Source organism: Nocardioides gilvus (assembly GCF_003194605.1).
In the GTDB taxonomy this organism is placed as follows: domain Bacteria; phylum Actinomycetota; class Actinomycetes; order Propionibacteriales; family Nocardioidaceae; genus Nocardioides; species Nocardioides gilvus.
In genome coordinates this window covers 385,530-405,371 of record NZ_QHKY01000004.1, presented here as the reverse complement: position 1 = coordinate 405,371, position 19,842 = coordinate 385,530, and the positions used below count along the sequence as shown (strand labels likewise).

Sequence of the window (19,842 nt, the reverse complement as noted above, 5' to 3'; positions counted from 1 at the left end):
CTCCCTCGAGGTCAGCGCAGGACCGGGTTTCCCTGGACGACCGAGGTGTGTCCCCACCAGCGACCCAGGCCCCAGGTGTCACCGGCACAGGTGAGAGCGAGCACCACCAGCGCCACGGCTGAGAGCAGGTGGTCGTCGATCACCGGGTTGTTCTCCGGGGGCAGGACGACCGTCCACATCAACACGTACAGCAGGGCTCCGCTGGCCGCGGCGACACGCATCGCGACACCCAGGGTGAGCGCGACACCGATGCAGATGAGGCCGACCATGAAGAGCCAGTCGGCCCAGGCGTCGCCGGCGATCGAGTTGTAGAACTCCTCGAACGGGCCGTCGGCCCCGAAGGTGAGGAAGCCCTCGGTGGGGCTGCCGTCGTTGATCCAGGCCGCGTCGCCGAACCGGTCGACGTTGCCCTCCTCGTCGCGTCCGGTGGCGAAGCCCAGGGCGAGCAACTTGTCGAAGAAGGCCCACAGGAAGGTGAGGCCGAAGCCGATGCGCAGCACCGCGAGCGCAAGGCGAGCCGGGCGGGTCAGGCCGACGTGTCGAGGATCAGTCGGACGGGGGCCCCGGGTGGGATCGGCCTGGGCCGGGTCGGGGTGGCTGGTGGAGGCATGAGTGGTGTCGGAGGTTTCCATGGCGTTCTCCCTCGCGGAGTCGATGGCCGGATGGCCCGCCTCCACCATGGCCGGCGACCCCGACGTGCAGCAGAGGCGGCTGGCACCCCGTCAAGGGTCCATGGTCCCGTGGAGCGGAGCCGCTACTGGAACAGCGCCACCTTGAGCGCGCCACTGTCCGCGGGTCGCTCGAAGGCGTCATACGCGTCCTGGATCTCGTCCAGCCCGAAGCGGTGGGTGACCAGGCCGTCCACCCCCACGTTGGCCAGCGTGCCGCTGGGGCCGGCGCCGAGGACAGCCACCGTGGAGCCGGGAGCCACGCGGTCCATTGCGGACACCCACCTCGTACGCCGTGGGCAGGATGTCGGGCAGCAGCAACGCCTGCTCGTCCGAGACCGCGTCGGGCAGTGGGTGGAGAGCCCGGTCGGCGAAGGGGACGCGGACCTGCTCAGCCTGCGTTCCGTCGATCGTTGTCCGGGACCTCCACCCACATGCGCCGCCCCGATCCGTCGTAGGTCAATGCCCTCATCGTCTTCTCCACAGTTCTTGGATCGCGACGTTCGCCCGCTGCGACCCCGCACTACGCCCCGGACTCCTCCGGAACCACTGCCACCGTCGAGTGGGACCGCTCCAGGACCGCAGTGGCGACGGAGCCGGCGAGGATTCGTTGGAGGGAGGACGCCGGGTGGCGGCCCACGACGATCAGGTCCCAGCCCTGGCCACGAGGGCTGAGGGCCTCGTCGGTCAGGCCGTGCCGGAGAGTCAGTGTGACCTGCACGTCGGGGTACTTCTCGGCGAAGCCCGCGACGGATTCCGCGAGCGCGAGACGGAGATCGTCCAACGCCGGGTCCTCGACCTCTGCGCCCCGAGCCGCCCGATACTGGGCGAGGGCCGCGGCCGCGTCCCAGAAGGTGTGCAGCACGGTGAGGTGCAGGCCGTGGAAGGAAGCATGGCGATAGGCGAATTCGATGACCGGTCGCGACTGCGGTGTCGCGTCGGCCCCGACCACCACGCCCGCACGGGGGGAATTCACGGCCGGGGGACGGCAGACGATGACCGGGCAGGCAGAGTGCGCCGTGACAGCGGTGCTGACGGAACCGAGCAGCAGGCTCTTCATGGTGCCCCGTCCCCGGGAACCGAGCACCAGCATGTGGGCCTGCGTGGAGAGGTCAACCAACCCGGCGCGAGGGTCGCCGGGCACGGCATGTCCCGTGACGGGGATCCCGGGGTGCGTACGTCTGACTTCCGCCACCGCCCGGTCGAGGGGCTCGGTGTCCCCGGGCCCCAGCTGGAGGACAACCAGGGGCCGGTGCTCGACCGCCGCCTGCTCCGCAGCCCAGACGAGCGCCCGTTCCGCGTGGTCGGAACCGTCGAATGCGGCAATGATCCGACCACGTACGTCGAGAGGGTCCAAGTCTGTGGTCATGGACAGAGCATGGCCTGATCCGGTTGCCGACCGACACGGGCGCAGGGCCCGGGCCGCCGGGCACTTCGGCCCTGTTGCCCCGGACTCGGGGCACGGCACGGTGGTGAAGAGAAGGTGCCACCAGTGGGGTGGGCCGAGACCAAGGAGGCAGGATCATGAGTGCTGTGGCGAAGTTTGGCGCGAACCCCATGGCGGACCTGAGGTCGTGGTTGGGGGCCGATCTCGGTCTGGCCCTTCCGAGTCTGGGGGGCGCGCCCTTCGTGCGGATCGAGGACTACATGGACGAGGGCACCTACGTGTTGAGGGCCGATCTGCCCGGCATCGATCCGGACAAGGACGTCGAGATCACCACGGCTGACGACGAGCTCACGATCAAGGGTGAGCGGAGCGAGGAGTCCCACGAGCGTGGTCACGACGAGTTCCACTACGGCTCCTTCGCCCGGAGCATCTCGCTTCCCCGGGGGAGCAGGACGGAGGAGATCTCCGCCGAGTACCGAGGGGGAGTGCTGGAGGTTCGTGTCCCGGTGGACGACTCCGCACCGGCTGCCCGGAAGATCCCGGTCGCACGTGCCGAGAGCTGATCCACCGTGCCGGGAGATCGCTCACCCCACATCCTGCTCGCCGTTGGGGAGCACCCGATCGACGCCGCCGCTGCGTGGGCGGTGAGAGAGGCGACCCGGCGTGGCTGCGGGGTGCACCTGGTGCATGTGTTGCGACCCATGCACCATGGCCCACCCCCGGCCCTCCTGGAGAGCGTTGACCTCCATCGATTCGGGCGGATCATCCTGGGCGCAGCGGCTGCGAAGGTTCGCGAGGTCTCGGGAGAGTCGATCGAGGTGACCGCCGAGTTGATCACGGGTTTAGTGGTCCCCGCGTTGGTGCAGGCGACAGAGAGCGCCTGCATGGTGGTCCTGCAGCACCGCGATCTGTCGCGCCTCCGGCGTGTGATCACCCGGTCGGTGACCGGCGGGGTGGCAGCCCGGGCCGAGGTGCCGGTGGTGGGTGTACCCGAGGGATGGACGTCGCCCAACTATGCACACCGGACCGTCACCGTGGGTCTCGAGGACCCCGAGGGGTCGCAGGGTCTGATCCGGGCCGGGGTCAGGGAAGCAGCCGAGCGAAACAGCGGGCTGAGAGTCCTGCACGCGGTCGACATCCCCGACGTCTACCGTGAGTCCTTGCTGAGCGCCAGCGAGTTGCAGGAGTGGATCAGGCGCGACACCGGCGCGATCCACGCCGCCATCGACGCCGTCGCCAAGGAGGCAGGCGTCCAGGTCGAGGTCGAGGTGCACAGGAGCGCCCCCGCAGACCTGCTCATCGAGGCCACGCGGACGAGCGAGCTGATCGTGCTCGGACGCCACGACGCCCTGATTCCCGTGGGCTCACACCTGGGGTCTGTGGCCCGAGCGGTGATCAGGGACTCGGCCTGCCCGGTGATGTTGGTCGCTGCCAACGGGGACCTCAACGAACGGAAGGGCTCCGAGGACCCACGATGAGCGTGACGGGAGCGCGTTGTGCCTGACCAGACAAGGCGTTCGATCGTGGTTGCGGTGGCCCCGGTGCCCATGGATGCAGCGCTGAAGTACGCGGCCGACGAAGCGGTACGCGTCGGGACCTCTCTGCACCTGGTGCACGTGGTCGCGAGACTGGAGCAGGGCCCTGAGACTGTCCCTCTGGTGTCTCTCGACCTGGAGGGCAGGGGGCGGCTCGTGCTCCAGAACTCCATCGAGTACCTTGCGCAGCACTCAAGCCACGCGCTGTCCATCACCTCGGAACTGGTCGCCGGTCCCGTGGTTCCTGCTCTCGTCCAAGCGGCCAACAGGGCCAGCACCGTGGTGCTGCAGCGACGCCACCTCTCGCGGGCACGGCGCGTCGTGACGCGATCGATCTCCAGCGGTGTCGCCGCCCGTTCGCGGGTCCCGGTCGTCTCCGTGCCCGAACGCTGGGCCCCCATCCACAGTTTTGACGACGGGTCAACGGTCACCGTGGGGATTGACGACCCCCGGGGCGCACGACCCGTCCTGGAGGCAGCGCGCGATGCCGCCCGATTGAGCCGCGCCCGCCTGTCGGTGGTGCATGTGTGGACCCTCCCGGGAGACTACGAGCAGTTCGCCCTGACTGTGCCCGAGAGGACCGCGTGGGTCGAGCGAGCGGAGTGCGAGGTCGCTGCTCTGTTGGGCGAGGTTGACACGACCGGGGTCGAGGTGTCGCTCGAGGTGACCCACGGGCCGGCCACCGACGTACTGCTCGAGTACGCCCGCGAATCCGACTTGCTCGTCATCGGTCGGCGCGACCCATGGATGCGGCTGCCCGCCCACCTCGGACCGGTGGCCCGGGCCGTCCTGCGGGAGGCGCCTTGCCCAGTAGTTCTGGTCGATGTCGCCCGCGACGATGAATCCCGCACCGGAAGGTGAAACCTGATGGCCTGTGGGCGTGGTGCCACGCGACGGGAGCCTCTAGGGTCGAAGCATGGGGGAAGGTGTGCACCACACCGAGGGTCCTCGCCTGCAATCGGACGCGTTGCGGTCCCGGCTGGTTGAGCAGGCGCAGGACGGACTGGGCGCGCAGGGCAAGGTGCGATCTCTTCTTCGCGCCAACCGGTCGATCGTCGGGGATCTCAACCTCACCTCTGTCCTCGAGCGCATCGTCGTGGTCGCCTGCCACCTCGTGGACGCCCCGTACGGTGCCCTCGGTGTCATCGCGGCCGACGGGACGGGCGTGCAGGACTTCATCCACTCGGGCATCGACGAGGAGACAGTGCGCCGCATCGGTCATCTCCCGCAGGGTCGCGGGCTGTTGGGTGCACTCATCGACGACCCGCGCCCGATCCGCCTACGAGTGATCGGTGACGATCCCCGGTCGGTGGGCTTCCCCCCGGGCCATCCGGAGATGAAGGGCTTCCTCGGCGTTCCGATCCGGGTGCGGGGGGAGATCTTCGGCAACCTGTACCTGGCCTCCCCGCGGGAGGGAAACTTCACCCCAGAGGACGAGGAACTGGTGCTGTCCCTGGCCGCCACGGCAGGGGTCGCGATCGAGAATGCGCGCCTCTACGAGGAGTCCGTGCAGCGGCAGGAGTGGCTGGAGGCCACCACGGACATGACGCGCCGGGTGCTCGTCGCCTCGGGAGAGCAGGCGTTGCGCACCATCGGGCAGCGGGTCGCGGAGTTGGCCGTTGCTGACCTGGTGGCCGTGGTCCTCCCTGCACAGGAAGATCTCCTGGGAGTGGCGGTCGCCGTCGGCCTCGACGCTGAGCGCTTGGCGCACTTCAATTACCAGCTCGCGGGGACCGTGGCCGAGAAGGTGCTGCGAACTGGCCAACCAGAGGTCTTCGAGGACGCCGCGCGCCATCATGGTGACGGCTTGTCGCGCGTGGTGATCGGTGACGTCGTGCCCCTTGGCCCGGTGATGGTCCTGCCGATGGCCGGCGGCGAGGCGGTCAGTGGCGTCCTGGTCGTGGGGCGCCGTCCGGGGGCGCACCCCTTCGCCGAGGCTGAGGTGGCCATGGCCACCAACTTCGCCCACCACGGCTCCGTCGCCCTCGAGCTGGCGGAGGCGAGACGCGAGGCGCAGCGCTCCCTCATCCTGGAGGACCGCGCGCGCATCGCCCGTGACCTGCACGACCAGGTGATCCAGCAGCTCTTCGCTGCAGGGATGTCCCTCCAGGGAGCCGCCGCCAAGGCTGAGGGCGGGGTGTCTGACCTGATCAGCGACGTCGTCGACCAACTGGATGACGCGATCCGTCAGATCAGGACCTACATCTTCCACCTTCGCACCGAGCCGGGCAGCAGTGTGGGGTTGCGAGGTCAGTTGCTCGAAGTGTGCGCCTCCTTTGCCCCGTCGCTGGGCTACCTGCCCCGGCTCCAGTTCATCGGCCCCGTGGACTCTGCCACGGACGAGAGGTTGTCCGACGACGTCTGCGCCGTGGTGAGGGAGTCGCTCAGCAACGTTGCCCGACACGCCGAGGCTTCGACCGCGTTGGTGGTGGCTCGCGTCCGTGGCGACCGTCTCGAAGTGAGCGTCCAGGATGACGGGAAGGGAATCGGCACCCCCGAGCGGCGCAGTGGCCTCCACAACCTGGAGCAGCGAGCGCGGGCCCGATCAGGGACGTACACGGTGCAACCCGGCGAGGGGAACGGCACTCGAGTCACATGGTCGGTGCCCACGCCCCGCGCCGGAACCAGAAGGGAGACGCTCGATGACGAGTGAAGCCAGAATCCGGGTCTTCATCCTGGACGATCACGACGTGGTCAGGAGGGGGCTTCGGGCCTTGCTCGAGGCGGCGGGCGACATCGACGTGGTGGGTGAGACCGGCTCCGCCGTCACTGCCACGGACCGCATCCCCGCATTGAAACCCGATGTCGCGATCCTGGACGGACGACTGCCCGACGGATCCGGGATCGACGTGTGCCGCGCTGTCAGGTCCGTGGACCCTTCCATCAATGGGCTCATCCTGACGTCGTACGACGATGACGAGGCCTTGTTCGCAGCCATCATGGCCGGTGCCTCGGGCTACCTCCTCAAGGAGGCGAAGTCGGCGGACCTCGTCGCCGCAGTGCGCCGGGTGGCTGCGGGGCACTCCCTGATCGACCCTCGACTCATGGACGTCGTCGTGGATCGAATCCGCCACCCTGACCGGGCGGCTCCGGAACTGGAAGCCCTGACCGATCAGGAGCGGCGCATCCTCGAACTGGTGGCAGACGGACTCACCAACCGTCAGATCGGCGAGCGGATGTTTCTGGCCGAGAAGACGGTGAAGAACTACGTCTCCAGCATCTTGGCGAAGCTCGGCCTGGAGCGACGGACCCAGGCCGCGGTGTTGGCGACCAAACTCCTGAGACGCTCTTCGAAGGGCTGATCACCCCCGACCGAATCGCCCGCCCGCCACGGCTGATCCAGTGAACTCCTGAGCCTCCGCGGTGGTGACCACCGGTCGGGCTCGCCGTGCCCGCCACGACTCCCAGGCACGGCAGCCCACCATCACTGCGCCAGCCAGCAGCCCACCGGCGATCAGGTCGATGACGTAGTGCTCGGAGAAGTACGTCAGGGCGACCGACATGGTCAACGGGTAGAGCAGCATCAGGTACCGCAGGCTGGAGCGCAGACGTGCGATGGCCCAGAAGGCGACCAGGAAGGCGATGCCCGCATGCAGGGAAGGCATCGCTGCGACCGGATTTCCCATGCCCTGCAACACGATGTTGGCGCGTTCGAGACCGATGTCGGACCAGCCCCGGCTGGTGATCCTGGGCAGGTCGGGGAGGTAACCCTCGCGCGAGGCCCACCACGGCGGCGCCATCGGGTAGAGGAAGTAAATGGCCAGACCGGCGTAGTTGATCGCGAGGTAGCGACGCATCCACATCAGCCACACAGTGCGGTTGCGCACCCACAGCACCACAGCCATGGAGATGCCGACCAGAAAGTGGGAGGCGTACACGGTGCTGAGGAAGAGGTCGTACCAGCGGGCTTCGTTGCCGGCAGAGCACGGGTCACCGCAGAGTTCGCGTTGCAGGACCGCGGTGGGGATCTCATTGGGGTTGCCGCCGAAGAGCCCGTTGAGCCACTGGTCGACCCGGATCGGTTCGGTGACGTGCACCGCCAGACCCAGCTCGTCGGCCAGGCCGCGGGTGAACCAGTAGATGGCCAGGGCCAACAACGCTGGCCACCAGTCCCGCGGGAAGCCGAGGTGGTAGCCACGCGGCGCGTCGATGTTCCAGGCGATGCCGGCAGCCCAGAACCACAGGAAGACCCCGATTGGGTCGTTGGGCAACCCGACGAAAGCGGTCCACAGGGTGAGTGCCGCCGCGTAGACAGCCATCGCGAGCACCCGGTGCTTCGGCGACGTGTACGGGCGAGGCGGCCGGCCCGAGCGGGTCTCCGCATCCGACTGCCGGATCGGGCCCACCTCCACCGGGTCGACGTCGGAGGTGGGGGTCGTCATCTTGCTCGCCTTCGTCGTGATCCCGCTGTGGGACGTGCGTCCTGCTACCGGTGGGGAGTCTAGGGACAAAGCGCAGCCCTTGCTGGCGACGGGCCGCAAGCACTGGGATCCGGACGTGAGCCCGGGAGCCTTCCCTACCGGTCAGGCTCCCGGGAGATCACGCAGACTCAGCCAGCATGCATGTGCTCCGGCTGCTCAGGCTGCTCCGGCTGCTCCGCGCTGCCGATGGCGGTGCGGTTGTCGTCGCCCGACTCGACGTTCACCTGGATCTTGCGCGGCTTGGCCTTTTCCGTGACCGGCACGACCAGGCGCAGCACGCCGCCGGTGTACGCCGCTTCGATCGCGTCCAGGTCGAGGTTGTCCCCGAGCACCAACTGGCGGCTGAAGGCACCCTTGGGCCGCTCGGACGCCAAGGACTCCCAGTCGCCGTTGCGAGCCACGCGCTCGGCACGGATCGTGAGCACGTTGCGCTCCACGTCGAGGTCGATGCTCTCTGGTGAGACCCCGGGCAGGTCGAACTCGATGATGAAGCGCTCACCCTCGCGCCAGGCATCCATCGGCATCACGGCCGGCCGGTTGGTCGTGCCGAGCACCTGCTGGGCCAGACGATCGAGGTCACGGAACGGGTCAGCGGTACGGATCAACATCACATGTCCTCCTGGTTCTGATCGCGAGGGCACCAGGCCCTCGGCCTGTTCAGCACTTACACATTTCTATCTAGACGACAGAGCCGACGAAATCAAGCCCGGACATGAGGGTCTGTGAGCGGGGGAGCGGTCAGCGTGCGGGCGCGTCGTCCTCGGGCCCTGACGGCCTTCCGTGATTGACTTGCGAGGACGGAAGGACGTGCATGGCCGAGGTGAAGCTCCCCGCCTACGAGGTGGTTGCATCCGAGATCCGGCGACGGATCCTCTCCGGTGAATTCGCGCCCGGAGAACGGCTGCCGAGCGAGGCTGAGCTGATCGAGTCCTCCGGCAACAGTCGCAGCACGATCCGTGAAGCGATGCGTACGCTCGCCAGCGAAAACCTCGTCTTCACGACGCGTGGCACCACCGGCGGCACCTTCGTGGCCAGCCCGGACGTCGCCACCATCACCTCCCACCTCGAGCACAGCGTGGCGCTGATGGCCGCGGCGTTGGAGGTCACTGTCGAGCAGCTCATGGACGTACGTCAGCTCACCGAGGTGCACGCAGCCGGGCACGCTGCGAGTCACCGCAGCCAGGAGCAGATGGAGGCCATGCGCCGCTCCGTCGAGTCGGCCGCACTGGAGACTGACTACGCCGGACACCAGGACTTCCACATGCAGATCCTGCAGGCCTCCGGCAACCCGATGCTGGAGCTGGTCTGTGCCCCCGTCTTCCGGGTGCTGAGCCGACGCTTCGTGCCCGAACGCACCGCGTCCGACTTCTGGGAGACCTCCCAGGCCGACCACCGCGCGATCATGGCGGCCATCGAGTCGCAGGACTCGCTGGCCGCCATGTCACGGATGCAGCGCCACCTCCACCGTCTCGAGGACGCGTACAAGGAGATGGCGCTGCTCACCGGCACCGAGCAGTGACCTGCGGCGCTCGCCTGACTTGCCTCGATTGATCAGAGGCAGACGGGCGGACGCCGGGTGTGCCAGTCGGTCTCCGCCTGGTAGCGGCGACCGACGGCGAAGAGGACCTCTTCGTCGCAGTGCGCGGCCGTCAGCTGGGCGCCGACCGGCATGCCGGAGTCGGGGTGGAACCCCACGGGCAGCGACATCGTCGGCCCGTTGTGCAACGACCACGGGTAGGAGAGCTGGCCCAGCCGTACCGACTGCCGCAGCACCGCCTCCTCCTCCTGCACCGACGGTACGTCGACCGGCAGCGTCGGGGTCACCACCAGGTCGACCGTCTGGAGCACCTCCCGCATCCCCGCCCGGAAGTCGCTGCGGGCCCGGGCCGCGAAGCGCCGCTGGTCGTCGGTGATCGTCAGCCCCTGACGCACCCGCTGCAGAGTCGCCGGCTGGAAACGCTCCGGCTCGCCCAACCGCTCAGCATGCAACTTCGCGAGGTCGGAGTAGAGCAACGTGTAGACGTGGCTCTGGGCCTGCGCGTGCAGGGGGATCTCGACCTCGACCAGGTCCAGTCCGAGCTCGCCGAGGTGCTTCCGGAAGCCGGCCATCACCTCGACGACCCCTGGATCCAGGTCGTCGGTGACGAAGTGGCGCGGCACCCCCACTCGCCGCGGGGCAGCTGTGCGTCGCGGCACCTCGCTGAGCACGTCGAACGTACGCGCGACGAGGTCCACCGTGCGGGCCATCGGGCCGACCGTGTCGAAGTCCGGACTGACCGGGTAGACCCCCGTCATGTCCATCACCCCCGGGGTGGGCCGCAGACCGACCACCCCGCACGCTGCGGCCGGCAGACGCACCGACCCTCCGCTGTCGGTGCCCAGTGCCACGTCGACCAGACCGGCCGCCACCGCTGCGCCGGACCCACCGCTCGACCCGGCAGGCACCCGACTCGGGTCCCACGGATTGCGCGGGCCGCCGGCGGCCGAGTTCTGCGAGGTGACGCCGACCGCGAACTCGGCCAGGTTGAGGGTGGCCACGATGTCGGCCCCCGCGGCGCGCAACCGGCGTACGACGCTTGCGTCCTCGGTGGCGACGCGGTCGGCGAAGAAGTCGGAGGCGCACGTGGAGAGCACGCCCCCGACCTCGATGTTGTCCTTGACCCCGACCGTGAGACCGGACAGCGGCCCCACCTCCGGCTCACCCGGGGGGACCCAGGTGATGACGGAGTTGAGGAGCTCGTCCACCCTCAGGCGGTCGGGGGAGGGGGCCGCGAGACCCCCTCCCAGCACGGTGTTCAGGCGGCGGCCCTCGCAGCCCGCAACCGATCCGTGGCCTCCTCGTCGATCGTCCACGTCTCGGTGTCGACGACCACGCCGTAGTCGCGCTCGGCGTCCTCGGCACTCAGGTACTCGTCCCACACGTCGGAGAGCACCTGGAAGGCGTCCCGCTCGAACGGGTCACCGAAGCCACCACCCGAAGGCATCTTGATGTCCAGGGTGTCGCCGGACTTGATCATCTCCTGGGTGACCTTGGAGTAGAGCACCTCCTCGCGATCGGTCCCCGCGTTGCGGACGAACGAGCCCGAGACGCCGTCGTGACCCCCGAGTGCACCGGCCGGAGCGTCGGAGCGGTTGTCGGCCTCCGAGCCCAGGAAGGTGTCGGTGAGCATCAGCCAGCTGCGGTGGCTACCGATGCCGCCGCGCCACCGGCCGGGAGCCGGCGCCTCGTCGCGCAACTGGTAGCGCAACGCGCGCATCGCGTGGTTGAGCTCGAGCTCCTCGATCGGGTTGTTGCGGGTGTTGGCCATCAGCGTGTCGACGGCGTCCATGCCGTCCTTGCCCTGGCGCCCGCCGTAGGAGCCCTCGTTGATCTCGATGTAGACCCAGTAGGACTCGCCGTCGTCGGCCAGCCCCGAGTAGGCGATCGCGCAGAGCGCCGCCGACGAACCGGCCACCGCGTGGTCCGGGAGGACCGGCGCCAGCGCCAGGTTGATCGAGTCGAAGACCCGGTTGACCTGCGAGAAGCGCGCGAAGCAGGAGGCCGGGAAGTCCGGGTTGAAGATCGTGCCCTCGGGGGCGTACGCCTTCACCGGCCGGAAGCAACCGTCGTTCTGCGGCACGTAGTCGTCGATCACGGCCTCGTCCAGGAGGATCGTGCGGATCGCGCTGACCGCCACCGGGAGCACCGAGCCCTCGAACGGCACGTTGAACGCCGTCGGGACCTGGGGACTGGACCCGGTGAGGTCGATGAGGACCTCGTCGCCCTCGACCTGCACCCGAACCGCCACGGCCACCGGCACGTCACGGTTCTTGCCGTCGTCGTCCAGGTAGCCCACCGGGGCGGAGTAGCTGCCGTCGGGGATGGCCCGGATCCGGGAGCGCAACATCTCCTCGGAGTAGTCCATCCACCGCTCGGCCGAGCTCATCACCACGTCGAGGCCGTACTTCTCGAGCATCTCGACGAAACGCTTCTCGCCGATCCGGGCCGAGGCGATGAGTGCCTCGAGGTCGCCACGGTTCTGCTCCGGGGTCCGGACGTTGTCCAGGATGTGCTGGATCAGCGAGTCGTTGCGCACGCCCGCGTCGTAGATCTTCATCGAGTCGATCAGCTTGCCCTCGGCCCAGACGTCGACGACGTCCATGCAGAGCCCGGGGAAGTTGCCGCCGATGTCGGAGACGTGGCCGGTGCACCCGGCGAAGCCGACGTGCTCGCCCTCCCAGAAGATCGGGATGACGACGCCGTAGTCCGGCGAGTGCGCCGCACCGTGGTACGGGTGGTTGTGCAGCACCACGTCGCCGGGCTTGTAGGTGCCGGCCAGACGGCGGTTGATGCCGCGGATGTAGGCCGGGATCGAGCCGCAGTGCATCGGCGTCGAGTCGGACTCGCAGAGCTCGCGGCCGTTGACGTCGAAGAGACCTGCGCCGAGGTCCTCCGACTCCCGGATCAGGCTGGAGTAGGCCATCCGGTAGAGGACCTGCGCCATCTCCTTGGCGGTGGAGTCGAGGGCGCCGCCGATGACCCTGAGGGTGATCGGGTCGACGTCGACGTCGTTCCAGGTGCGGGTGGCCTCACCGGCCAGCGAGACACCGGTCGTGGGCATGACGTCCTTGCTCATGCGGAAGCCCTTTCGATGATGATGTGGCCGACCTTGTCGACGGTTGCCTTCTGGCCGATGCCGACGATGGTGGTGGAGTCGAACTGCTCGACGATCGCGGGACCGGTGAAGGTGTTGCCCGCCAGCAGCTTCTCCCGCTGGAATACCGGGGTCTCGACCCAGATGGGCTCCGCGGAGTCGCGTTCCCAGAAGAGGGCGCGGGTGGTGGTCTTCAGAGCGGCCGACGCGTCCGTGCCACCCGACTCGATCTCCTGGATCTGGACGTGGGGCACAGCGCCGACGCCGGTGACCCGGATGTTGACGAGCTGGACCGACTTGTCGTCGAAGCGCTGGGAGTACGTACGTCCGTGCGCCTCGTGGAAGGCGTCCGCGACCTGCTGGACCCACTCGGCGGTGATTTCACCGTCGGGAGCGGGCACCCGCAGCTCGTAGCCCTGACCGACGTAGCGACAGTCGACGCTGCGCTCCAGGGTCACGTCCCCCTCACCGATGCCGTCGGCCCGCAACTGGTTGCCGGCCTCGGAGGCGAGACGGTCCATCTCCGACTGGATCAGCGCCAGGTCCGGCTCGTCCGACGACGTCCACACCGTGGTGGGGACCTCGTAGCGGATGTCGGTGGTCAGCAGTCCCACCGCGGAGGTGATCCCGGGGTGGCCCGGCACGATGACGCGCGGGATGCCCAGCTGCTCGGCGATCTGCCAGGCGTAGAGGGGGCCGGCGCCGCCCTCGGCGACGAGGGAGAAGTCGCGCGGGTCGTAGCCCTTGCGTACGGAGTGGAGGCTGATCGCCTCGGTCATCGAGTGGGCGAGGATAGTGAAGATGCCCATCGCGGCCTTCTCGAGGCTGGTGCCGAGCTTCTCGGCGACGTGCTCGCGGATCGCGTCCACGGCCAGCTCGGGCTTCACCGCCATCGTGCCGGAGAGGAAGCTGTCCTCACGCAGCCAGCCCATGACCATCATGGCGTCGGTGGAGGTGGGCTCGACACCGCCACGGTCGTAGCAGGCCGGGCCCGGGTAGGCGCCGGCGCTGCGCGGGCCGACACGGAACATGCCGCCCTCGTCGACCACGGCGACCGAGCCGCCGCCGGCGCCGATGGTGTCGACCTCGGCCATCGGGATCATGGCGTGGTAGTCGCCGATCCGGGTGTCGAGGAGGTGCTTCATCCGCAGACGACCGTCGGGGGCGACGCCCACGTCGGCGGAGGTGCCGCCCACGTCGAGTGTGATCACGCTCGGGAAGCCCGACGCCTTGCCGATCGCGCACCCGCCCAGGAGGCCGGCGACGACGCCGCTGGTCAGCAGGGAGACCGGGATCTCGCTGGCGCTGCGAGAGGTGACCAGGCCACCGGCCGACGTCATCAGGTGGACGTCCTCGCCCACCTGCGCCTCGGCTGCCTTCCTGGCGAGGTTGGCCACGTACGTCGACGTCTTGGGGCCCACGAAGGCGTTCAGCGCGGTCGTGGAGAAGCGCTCGTACTCGCGGTACTGGGGTGCCACCTCGCTGGAGAGCGAGATGAAGACCTCCGGGTACTCCTCGAGGATGATCTCCTTGACCCGCTGCTCGTGCGTGGGGTTGCGGTAGGCGTGCAGGAACGCGACGGCGATGGCCGCCACCTTGCGCTCGCGCAGCAGGCGCACCTCACGGCGTACGGCCTCGTCATCGAGGGGGGTGATGACGTCGCCGTTCGCCGCGATCCGCTCGGGCACCGTACGTCGGTTGCGCCGGGGGACCAGCTGCCACTTCTGCCAGGGCAGGTCCTGGTAGTTGGAGTAGTTGAGCGGGCGCTTCTTGCGCGCGATGTGGAGCAGGTCGCGGAAGCCGTCGGTGGTGATCATCCCGACGTCGCTGCCGTTGTGTTCGAGAACGATGTTGGTGGCCACGGTCGTGCCGTGGAAGAACATCTCGATCTCGCTGGGATCGATCCCGGCCTGCTCGGCGAGGACGCTGATGCCGTCCATGGTGCCGATCGAGGGATCATGATTGGTCGAGGGCGTCTTGTGCACGGTGACCGTGCCGTCGTCGTCCCACAGCACGAGGTCGGTGAAGGTGCCACCGACGTCGACTCCGATTCGCTTCATGCTCATCCGTTCTGGGGTCGTCACTTGGGGATCTCCATGGTGACCCGGACCACACCCAGAAATCAATACCTCTGATGATTAAGTTCAGAATCGAGGTCAGTTGAGGCGTGCGGCCGGTTTGAGAGCCTAAAGAGCAGAGGAATCACCGCTGTATGGGGATTGCCGGGGCAAGTCCCCTTGGGTGTGCGGAACCACTGAACGACCCCGGGCCGCCATCGACCCGAGTTATCGTGAGACTCGCCAACCACGAAGGCCAGCGACCATGATCACTCCACCAGACCTGCGACTCGCAGCCCCAGAGCTCGAGCCACCCGACCACCTCGTGCACCAGTTGTCCGAGATGGCGCGGACGAGCGCGCCGTCCGCGCCTGCTGGTCGAGGTCGTCGTCTGGTCCCGGTCTCCGCCGTTGCTGCGGGTGCGCTCCTGGCCTCGGTCGGCGGCGCGTGGGCCACCGGAGTGATCGAGGTGCCCGGACTGCCGTCGCCGCGTCAGGAGGCGCCAGCTCCCGTGGCGCCGGGGGACTCATCCGGGACTGACGACACGGACGCGCCCGGCACCGACATGCCCGGAACGGACGAGGCCGGACCTGAAGGGAATTCGGGTGAAGACGGCCCGGGCAAGACAGACCAGGGCGAGGCTGGCGCGGGCGAGGCGAACCCGCGCGAGCGCGACGAGGCGACCGGCCCGGACACCCCGGGCGAGGACGGCAAGAGCACTCCGGGTGACGACGTCGGCCGGGGCGATGAGAAGGGCAACGGTGGCCAGGGCAACGGCTCGGGTGACGGCGTCAAGCAGGGCGGCGGCCAGACCAAGGATCACACCAAGGACCAGACCAAGGACCGGGGCGACACGAGGTCCGAGAAGCGCCGGGACGGCGCGCAGGAAAAGTCAGGGTCCACAACCAGGAACGAGGACAAGGACAAGGGCAAGACGGACTCCGAGCCCGAGGCCCAGGAGAAGCCGGACCCCGAGTCCAGGCCCGCGGAGCAGGCAGAGAAGACGGACGGCAACCCGGTCACTCCCAAGAGCCGAGGCAGGGCTCCCGCTGAGGACACCGCCCCAGCCACTGGCTCGCTGGGGAGCGGGGGCGTACGCCGATGACCGACGACGCAATCGTCGCCCTCGCCAAGGAGGGCAACCCCGACGCCTGGCGAGTCCTGTACCGCCAACACGGCGGACGACTCGTGGTGTGGTTGCAGACGCGACCCACGGGCGACACGATGGCCTCGCCCGAGGACATCGCTGGTGAGGCCTGGTTCGTGGCCGCCCAGAAGATCGCTGACTTCGAAGGCTCCACCTCTGACTTCGCGGGATGGCTCTTCGGGATCGCACGGCGCCTGAGCCTCACCGCCCGACGTACGTCCGACCGGCGCGCCACGTCCCCCGGAGACGTGACGGAGCTCCTCGGAGCGGTCGAAGGTCCCCATGTCGACGTCCTGGCCAACGACTGGGTGCGTTCGCAACTCTCCTCGCTCCCGCCCCGGGAGCGGTCCGTGATCGGACTGGTCTACGGGCTCGGGATCGACTACGCCACCGCAGCAGAGATCCTTGGCATCAGCCGAGTCTCGCTGCGGGTGGCTCGCCACCGCGGCCTCAAGCGGTTGCGGGACTTGGTCACCGCACCACGCCTGGAGGTCGTCCGCGAGCGGGAGCCCCGCTCCGAACCGGGCTCTGCCGCCGCCTCCTGACCATCCCGCGGACGCAAGAAACGGACGGCGAGACCGAAGTCTCGCCGCCCGCTCCCCTCAACCCAGCTTGAGTCAGCTCTCCGCGGGCGGTGCTTCCTTCGCGAGGCAGTCAGCAAGACGCTGCGCGGTCCTGGCGACGCGCTGCTGCTGCGCCTTCTTGGCCTTCTTCACCTTCACGCGCTCCTTCTTGGCGACGGCGAGAGCCTTCTTGGCCTTTTTCACCTTCACCTTGGCCTTCTTCTTGCCCTCGGCCTTGGTGACGGCCTTCTTGGCCTTCTTCACCTTGGCCTGGGCCTTGTCGAAGACCGCGGTCACGCGCTCCAGGGCGGCCTCGGCCTTCTCGACCTTGACCTGCTCCTTGGCGCAGGGCTCGGCGGGCACCGGCTGGGCAGCGGATGCGGGCGCGGCGAGCGACGCGAAGGACAGGGCGGCCGCGGCGACGGCTGCGGCGATGCGGGTGCTGATCTGCATGGGGGCTCCTCAGGGTTTCTGACAATCCGCAAGAAAGAGCGGACACCCACTACCTGTCACGAGGTGCCTCAAGCGTTACATCGGCGACGAGACCGCACGTTCATCTCATCCGCGGCTCAGCCAGGTGAGGCATGCCGTTGCCGGGCATGCCCATGCCGCCGCCCCTGGGCGGGCCGTGCTGCCGGTCGACGTTGAACCACTCCTTGAGCCATTGCTGCATCTGGAAGATCTCGGCGTGCTGCTCGTCGCGGATGCTCTCGGCCAGCGCCTCGACCTCGTCATGGTCGGCGAGACCACGCGACAACAACTGTTGCGACATCATCACCGCACCCATGTGGTGCGAGATCATGTCCTCCAGGAAGACCTGGTCCATCCGGTCACCGGCCAGTCGGGTGAGGTCCCGCATCATTGGCTGGTGATCAACCGCACCGGTGCGATCCGGATACCACTCGGCCAACCACTCCTGCATCTGGTCGATCTGCTCTGACTGGGTGGCGACGACATCCTCGCCGAAGTCTCGCATCTCCGCGCGGGAGGAGCGCTGGAGTTGCCCCGCAGCCTCGACGGCCTCCTCGTGATGGGCGACCATCTCGGTCAGGTAGGCGTACTCGCTGTCGGTGCGTATGCCACCCATGCCACCCATGTGGTCTCCGGGACCGGGGGAGGGGTCATCGTGGGCGACGACCGCGGCCAGTGCGATGGTCATGCCCACCACCAGCACGGCCATGACGGCCACGATCCACCCAACGCGGCGACTCATCACGGCCTCCCACCTCAACTCGTTTCCACACTAGACCTGCCATCGGGGCAGCGACAGAGGTAGACAGTCCACCTTCCCGAGGTGATGCGGGCCCGTGTGCCCCAGGGAGGCAGCGACTGGATCGCGGTTGGCCAGAGTCTCGCCAGTACGGGTGGTCAGGTGTGGTCGGGTTGGGTGGCCGATCGCCGCGCGAAGGCGAAGTAGGCCAGGGGTCCGACTGGCTGCACCAGGCTCACCAGTGCCCAGAAGGGCTTCGGGCCGCGCAGTGCGGACCCAGGCCTGCGCTTCAGGTCCCGCCACGCAGCCAGCGTCACGAGGATCTCGACGGTGGAGACCGCTGCGATGGCGGCACGGGCCGGGTTGGAAAGTTCTGACCATGACTTCTTGGGCATGGCGCAACGCTACGCCCATCGTCGTACCTCCGGACAGAGGCGCTTGGCCCGCCGGAGTTGTCATCGCCACATGACGATGCACGTCGGAACCCGAACCCGAACCCGAACCCGGGGCCGAGGCCTTGGAGTCGGAGCCAGCCTGCTCAGACGGTTGCAGCAGCGACTGCTGAGCCGCGATCGCGGACCTGTGAGCCTGCGGGGGCGTGCAGGGCTCACAGTTCGACGCTCTTCTGATTCTCTCCGTCCACAGGCTGCATTTGCCACTTGCACGTTCGAACGTGTGTTCGCTAAGTTCTTCTCAGGTTCCTGCTCAGGACATCGACCAGCACTTTCGGGGGTTGGATTCGGAGACGGTGGGGCCAGTTGCGAGGGTGATGTGATTGTCCGGCTCTGCCGGGCCTCCAGGAGCGACGACTTGTAGATGCCGCGTGTGTACGTGGTGTGTCGTCGTTGTTGTTGTTGGGGGGAGGTCCGCTCGTGCATCCGGAAATTGCTCTGCATCCGGTCAACCGGGTTGTTGCTTCGATCCAGTCGTCGTTGAAGTCGGTGGCGGACGTGAACCCGACGTTCATGACCCTTGACGACAAGGCGTGCGCGTTGCGGTCCCTGGTTGAGGTTGAGACGCGGCTTGTGGAGTTGCGGTTGCGGGTCCTGTCGGCTGCCGATGACGTGGCGGATGCGGAGGGGTTCCGGTCGGCGGGTGCGTGGTTGTCGCACCACACGCGGCTGCGGCGTAGTGATGCTGCCGCTGATCTCTCGTTGGCGCAGGCGTTGGATCGGGACCGTCCAGTGTTGGCAACTGCGGTGCGGGAAGGTCGAGTCAACGTCGCCCAGGCCAAGGTGATCGTCACGGCGTTGGAGGAGCTCCCCACGCGTGTCGGGGTGGAGGTGATCGCGAAGGCCGAGGCCCATCTGGTCGGGCTGGCCGCCAATCACGACCCGACCGAGTTGGCGCGGCTGGGTCGCCGGATCCTGGAGGTGATTGATCCGGAGCGGTTCGAGGAGGAAGAGGCCCGCAAGCTGGCGGATGCGGAGCAGTACGCAGCGGAGAAGCAGCGGTTGAAGATGCGAGCCCTGGGCGACGGGACGACCCGGATCAGCGGCATCGTCCCCGACGCCACTGCCGCGAGGTTGGCGACCTATCTGCATGCGTTCACCAACCCTCGGCTGTCAGACGGCGCTGTCCGATCCAAGACTGATGAGTCCGGTCAGAGTGAGGCCGAGAAGCCGGCGTTCGGTGGGCCGCTCGCGATGCTCGGTCGCCCCAAGCAGCTCGCCGAAGCCTTCAGCCAGCTGCTGGAGGCCTTCGATCCGTCGCGGCTCCCGATCCACGGCGGCGACGCCACCAACGTGACCGTGACGATCTCCTTCGCGGACCTGAAGAGGGACCTTGGGGTCGCGACCATCGACAACGGTACCCCGGGCGACGGGTTCGACACCCTCACCGCCGCCCAAGCCCGACGCTTGGCGTGCACGGCCCGGATCATCCCGGCCGTCCTCGGTGGCGACTCCGAGGTCTTGGATCTTGGTCGCGGTCAGCGGCTGTTCACCAAGGCCCAACGCCGCGCCCTGTTGCTGCGCGACAAGACCTGCCGGAGCGAGGGCTGTGACATCCCCGGCACCTGGTCCGAGGCGCATCATCTCGTGCCCTGGTCCCAGGGCGGGGTGACAGATCTCGAAAACTCAGCGTTGCTGTGCTCCAAGCACCACCACCGGGCCCACGACCCCGGCTACGACATGACCCGTCTGACCAACGGAGACCTCAGGTTCCACCGCAGACGGTAGGAGTGCCCGCGAATCGCGGGCCATCCGTGGAGACCGTGCC

General features: G+C 68.2%; 20 protein-coding genes. 9 read left to right on the top strand and 11 right to left on the bottom strand.

What is annotated here, in order from left to right; genetic code table 11:
* Window positions 1–11 precede the first annotated feature (11 nt).
* The 3 genes from DNK52_RS13795 to DNK52_RS13785 all read right to left on the bottom strand — a co-directional run bounded on the left by DNK52_RS13795 (window position 12) and on the right by DNK52_RS13785 (window position 2,037).
* Window positions 12–632 (bottom strand): hypothetical protein, encoded by a 621-nt coding sequence (locus tag DNK52_RS13795; RefSeq protein ID WP_110241650.1) that lies wholly within the window; start codon window positions 630–632, stop codon window positions 12–14.
* A gap of 122 nt (window positions 633–754) precedes the next feature.
* Window positions 755–940 carry a hypothetical protein gene (locus tag DNK52_RS16190; RefSeq protein WP_204163538.1) on the bottom strand — a complete coding sequence of 62 codons (186 nt, stop codon included), beginning with the start codon at window positions 938–940 and terminating at the stop codon, window positions 755–757.
* Window positions 941–1,191: 251 nt separating this feature from the next.
* A complete protein-coding gene (locus tag DNK52_RS13785) occupies window positions 1,192–2,037 on the bottom strand; it encodes a universal stress protein (RefSeq protein WP_110241575.1) in 846 nt (281 codons plus the stop codon).
* A gap of 155 nt (window positions 2,038–2,192) precedes the next feature.
* On the opposite strand from DNK52_RS13785, the gene DNK52_RS13780 reads away from it, so the two are divergent.
* Genes DNK52_RS13780 through DNK52_RS13760 form a run of 5 tightly spaced genes read left to right on the top strand, consistent with a single transcriptional unit; the run spans window position 2,193 to window position 6,892 of the window.
* Window positions 2,193–2,618 (top strand): Hsp20/alpha crystallin family protein, encoded by a 426-nt coding sequence (locus tag DNK52_RS13780; RefSeq protein ID WP_110241574.1) that lies wholly within the window; start codon window positions 2,193–2,195, stop codon window positions 2,616–2,618.
* A 6-nt stretch (window positions 2,619–2,624) separates the two neighbouring features.
* Window positions 2,625–3,533, top strand: a complete 909-nt coding sequence (locus DNK52_RS13775) for a universal stress protein (RefSeq protein ID WP_110241573.1) — start codon at window positions 2,625–2,627, stop codon at window positions 3,531–3,533.
* A gap of 18 nt (window positions 3,534–3,551) precedes the next feature.
* Window positions 3,552–4,451, top strand: a complete 900-nt coding sequence (locus DNK52_RS13770) for a universal stress protein (RefSeq protein WP_110241572.1) — start codon at window positions 3,552–3,554, stop codon at window positions 4,449–4,451.
* Between the two features lie 55 nt (window positions 4,452–4,506).
* Window positions 4,507–6,243 carry a sensor histidine kinase gene (locus DNK52_RS13765; protein WP_110241571.1) on the top strand — a complete coding sequence of 579 codons (1,737 nt, stop codon included), beginning with the start codon at window positions 4,507–4,509 and terminating at the stop codon, window positions 6,241–6,243.
* Entirely contained in the window at window positions 6,233–6,892 is a 660-nt protein-coding gene (locus DNK52_RS13760) for a response regulator (protein WP_110241570.1), read from the top strand. Before DNK52_RS13765 ends, DNK52_RS13760 begins: the two co-directional genes overlap by 11 nt.
* Here the strand turns inward: DNK52_RS13760 and DNK52_RS13755 are convergent, their stop codons facing one another.
* Window positions 6,893–7,972, bottom strand: a complete 1,080-nt coding sequence (locus DNK52_RS13755) for a phosphatase PAP2 family protein (protein WP_110241569.1) — start codon at window positions 7,970–7,972, stop codon at window positions 6,893–6,895. It abuts the gene before it with no gap.
* A 167-nt stretch (window positions 7,973–8,139) separates the two neighbouring features.
* The gene (locus tag DNK52_RS13750; protein WP_110241568.1) at window positions 8,140–8,619 is read right to left on the bottom strand and encodes an Hsp20/alpha crystallin family protein; all 480 of its coding nucleotides are present in this window, start codon (window positions 8,617–8,619) and stop codon (window positions 8,140–8,142) included.
* A 203-nt stretch (window positions 8,620–8,822) separates the two neighbouring features.
* Between DNK52_RS13750 and DNK52_RS13745 the strand changes: the two genes are divergently transcribed.
* The gene (locus DNK52_RS13745; protein ID WP_110241567.1) at window positions 8,823–9,530 is read left to right on the top strand and encodes a FadR/GntR family transcriptional regulator; all 708 of its coding nucleotides are present in this window, start codon (window positions 8,823–8,825) and stop codon (window positions 9,528–9,530) included.
* A 32-nt stretch (window positions 9,531–9,562) separates the two neighbouring features.
* Here the strand turns inward: DNK52_RS13745 and DNK52_RS13740 are convergent, their stop codons facing one another.
* Genes DNK52_RS13740 through DNK52_RS13730 form a run of 3 tightly spaced genes read right to left on the bottom strand, consistent with a single transcriptional unit; the run spans window position 9,563 to window position 14,705 of the window.
* Entirely contained in the window at window positions 9,563–10,756 is a 1,194-nt protein-coding gene (locus DNK52_RS13740) for an amidase (protein ID WP_204163537.1), read from the bottom strand.
* A 50-nt stretch (window positions 10,757–10,806) separates the two neighbouring features.
* Complete coding sequence (locus DNK52_RS13735; protein WP_110241566.1) at window positions 10,807–12,627, bottom strand: hydantoinase B/oxoprolinase family protein; 1,821 nt, start codon at window positions 12,625–12,627, stop codon at window positions 10,807–10,809.
* Complete coding sequence (locus DNK52_RS13730) at window positions 12,624–14,705, bottom strand: hydantoinase/oxoprolinase family protein (RefSeq protein ID WP_110241648.1); 2,082 nt, start codon at window positions 14,703–14,705, stop codon at window positions 12,624–12,626. Before DNK52_RS13730 ends, DNK52_RS13735 begins: the two co-directional genes overlap by 4 nt.
* Window positions 14,706–14,967: 262 nt before the next feature.
* On the opposite strand from DNK52_RS13730, the gene DNK52_RS13725 reads away from it, so the two are divergent.
* Complete coding sequence (locus DNK52_RS13725) at window positions 14,968–15,807, top strand: hypothetical protein (protein ID WP_110241565.1); 840 nt, start codon at window positions 14,968–14,970, stop codon at window positions 15,805–15,807.
* Window positions 15,804–16,394, top strand: a complete 591-nt coding sequence (locus DNK52_RS13720) for an RNA polymerase sigma factor (protein WP_110241564.1) — start codon at window positions 15,804–15,806, stop codon at window positions 16,392–16,394. The genes DNK52_RS13725 and DNK52_RS13720 overlap by 4 nt, the downstream gene beginning before the upstream one ends.
* A 72-nt stretch (window positions 16,395–16,466) precedes the next feature.
* Here the strand turns inward: DNK52_RS13720 and DNK52_RS13715 are convergent, their stop codons facing one another.
* The 3 genes from DNK52_RS13715 to DNK52_RS13705 all read right to left on the bottom strand — a co-directional run bounded on the left by DNK52_RS13715 (window position 16,467) and on the right by DNK52_RS13705 (window position 18,017).
* Window positions 16,467–16,865, bottom strand: coding sequence for a hypothetical protein (locus DNK52_RS13715; protein WP_110241563.1), 399 nt, complete (start codon window positions 16,863–16,865; stop codon window positions 16,467–16,469).
* Between the two features lie 100 nt (window positions 16,866–16,965).
* Window positions 16,966–17,625 (bottom strand): DUF305 domain-containing protein, encoded by a 660-nt coding sequence (locus DNK52_RS13710; protein WP_110241562.1) that lies wholly within the window; start codon window positions 17,623–17,625, stop codon window positions 16,966–16,968.
* A gap of 155 nt (window positions 17,626–17,780) precedes the next feature.
* Window positions 17,781–18,017 (bottom strand): PLDc N-terminal domain-containing protein, encoded by a 237-nt coding sequence (locus tag DNK52_RS13705; RefSeq protein ID WP_110241561.1) that lies wholly within the window; start codon window positions 18,015–18,017, stop codon window positions 17,781–17,783.
* Window positions 18,018–18,572: 555 nt separating this feature from the next.
* On the opposite strand from DNK52_RS13705, the gene DNK52_RS13700 reads away from it, so the two are divergent.
* Complete coding sequence (locus DNK52_RS13700; RefSeq protein ID WP_162598775.1) at window positions 18,573–19,802, top strand: HNH endonuclease signature motif containing protein; 1,230 nt, start codon at window positions 18,573–18,575, stop codon at window positions 19,800–19,802.
* Window positions 19,803–19,842: the final 40 nt, after the last annotated feature.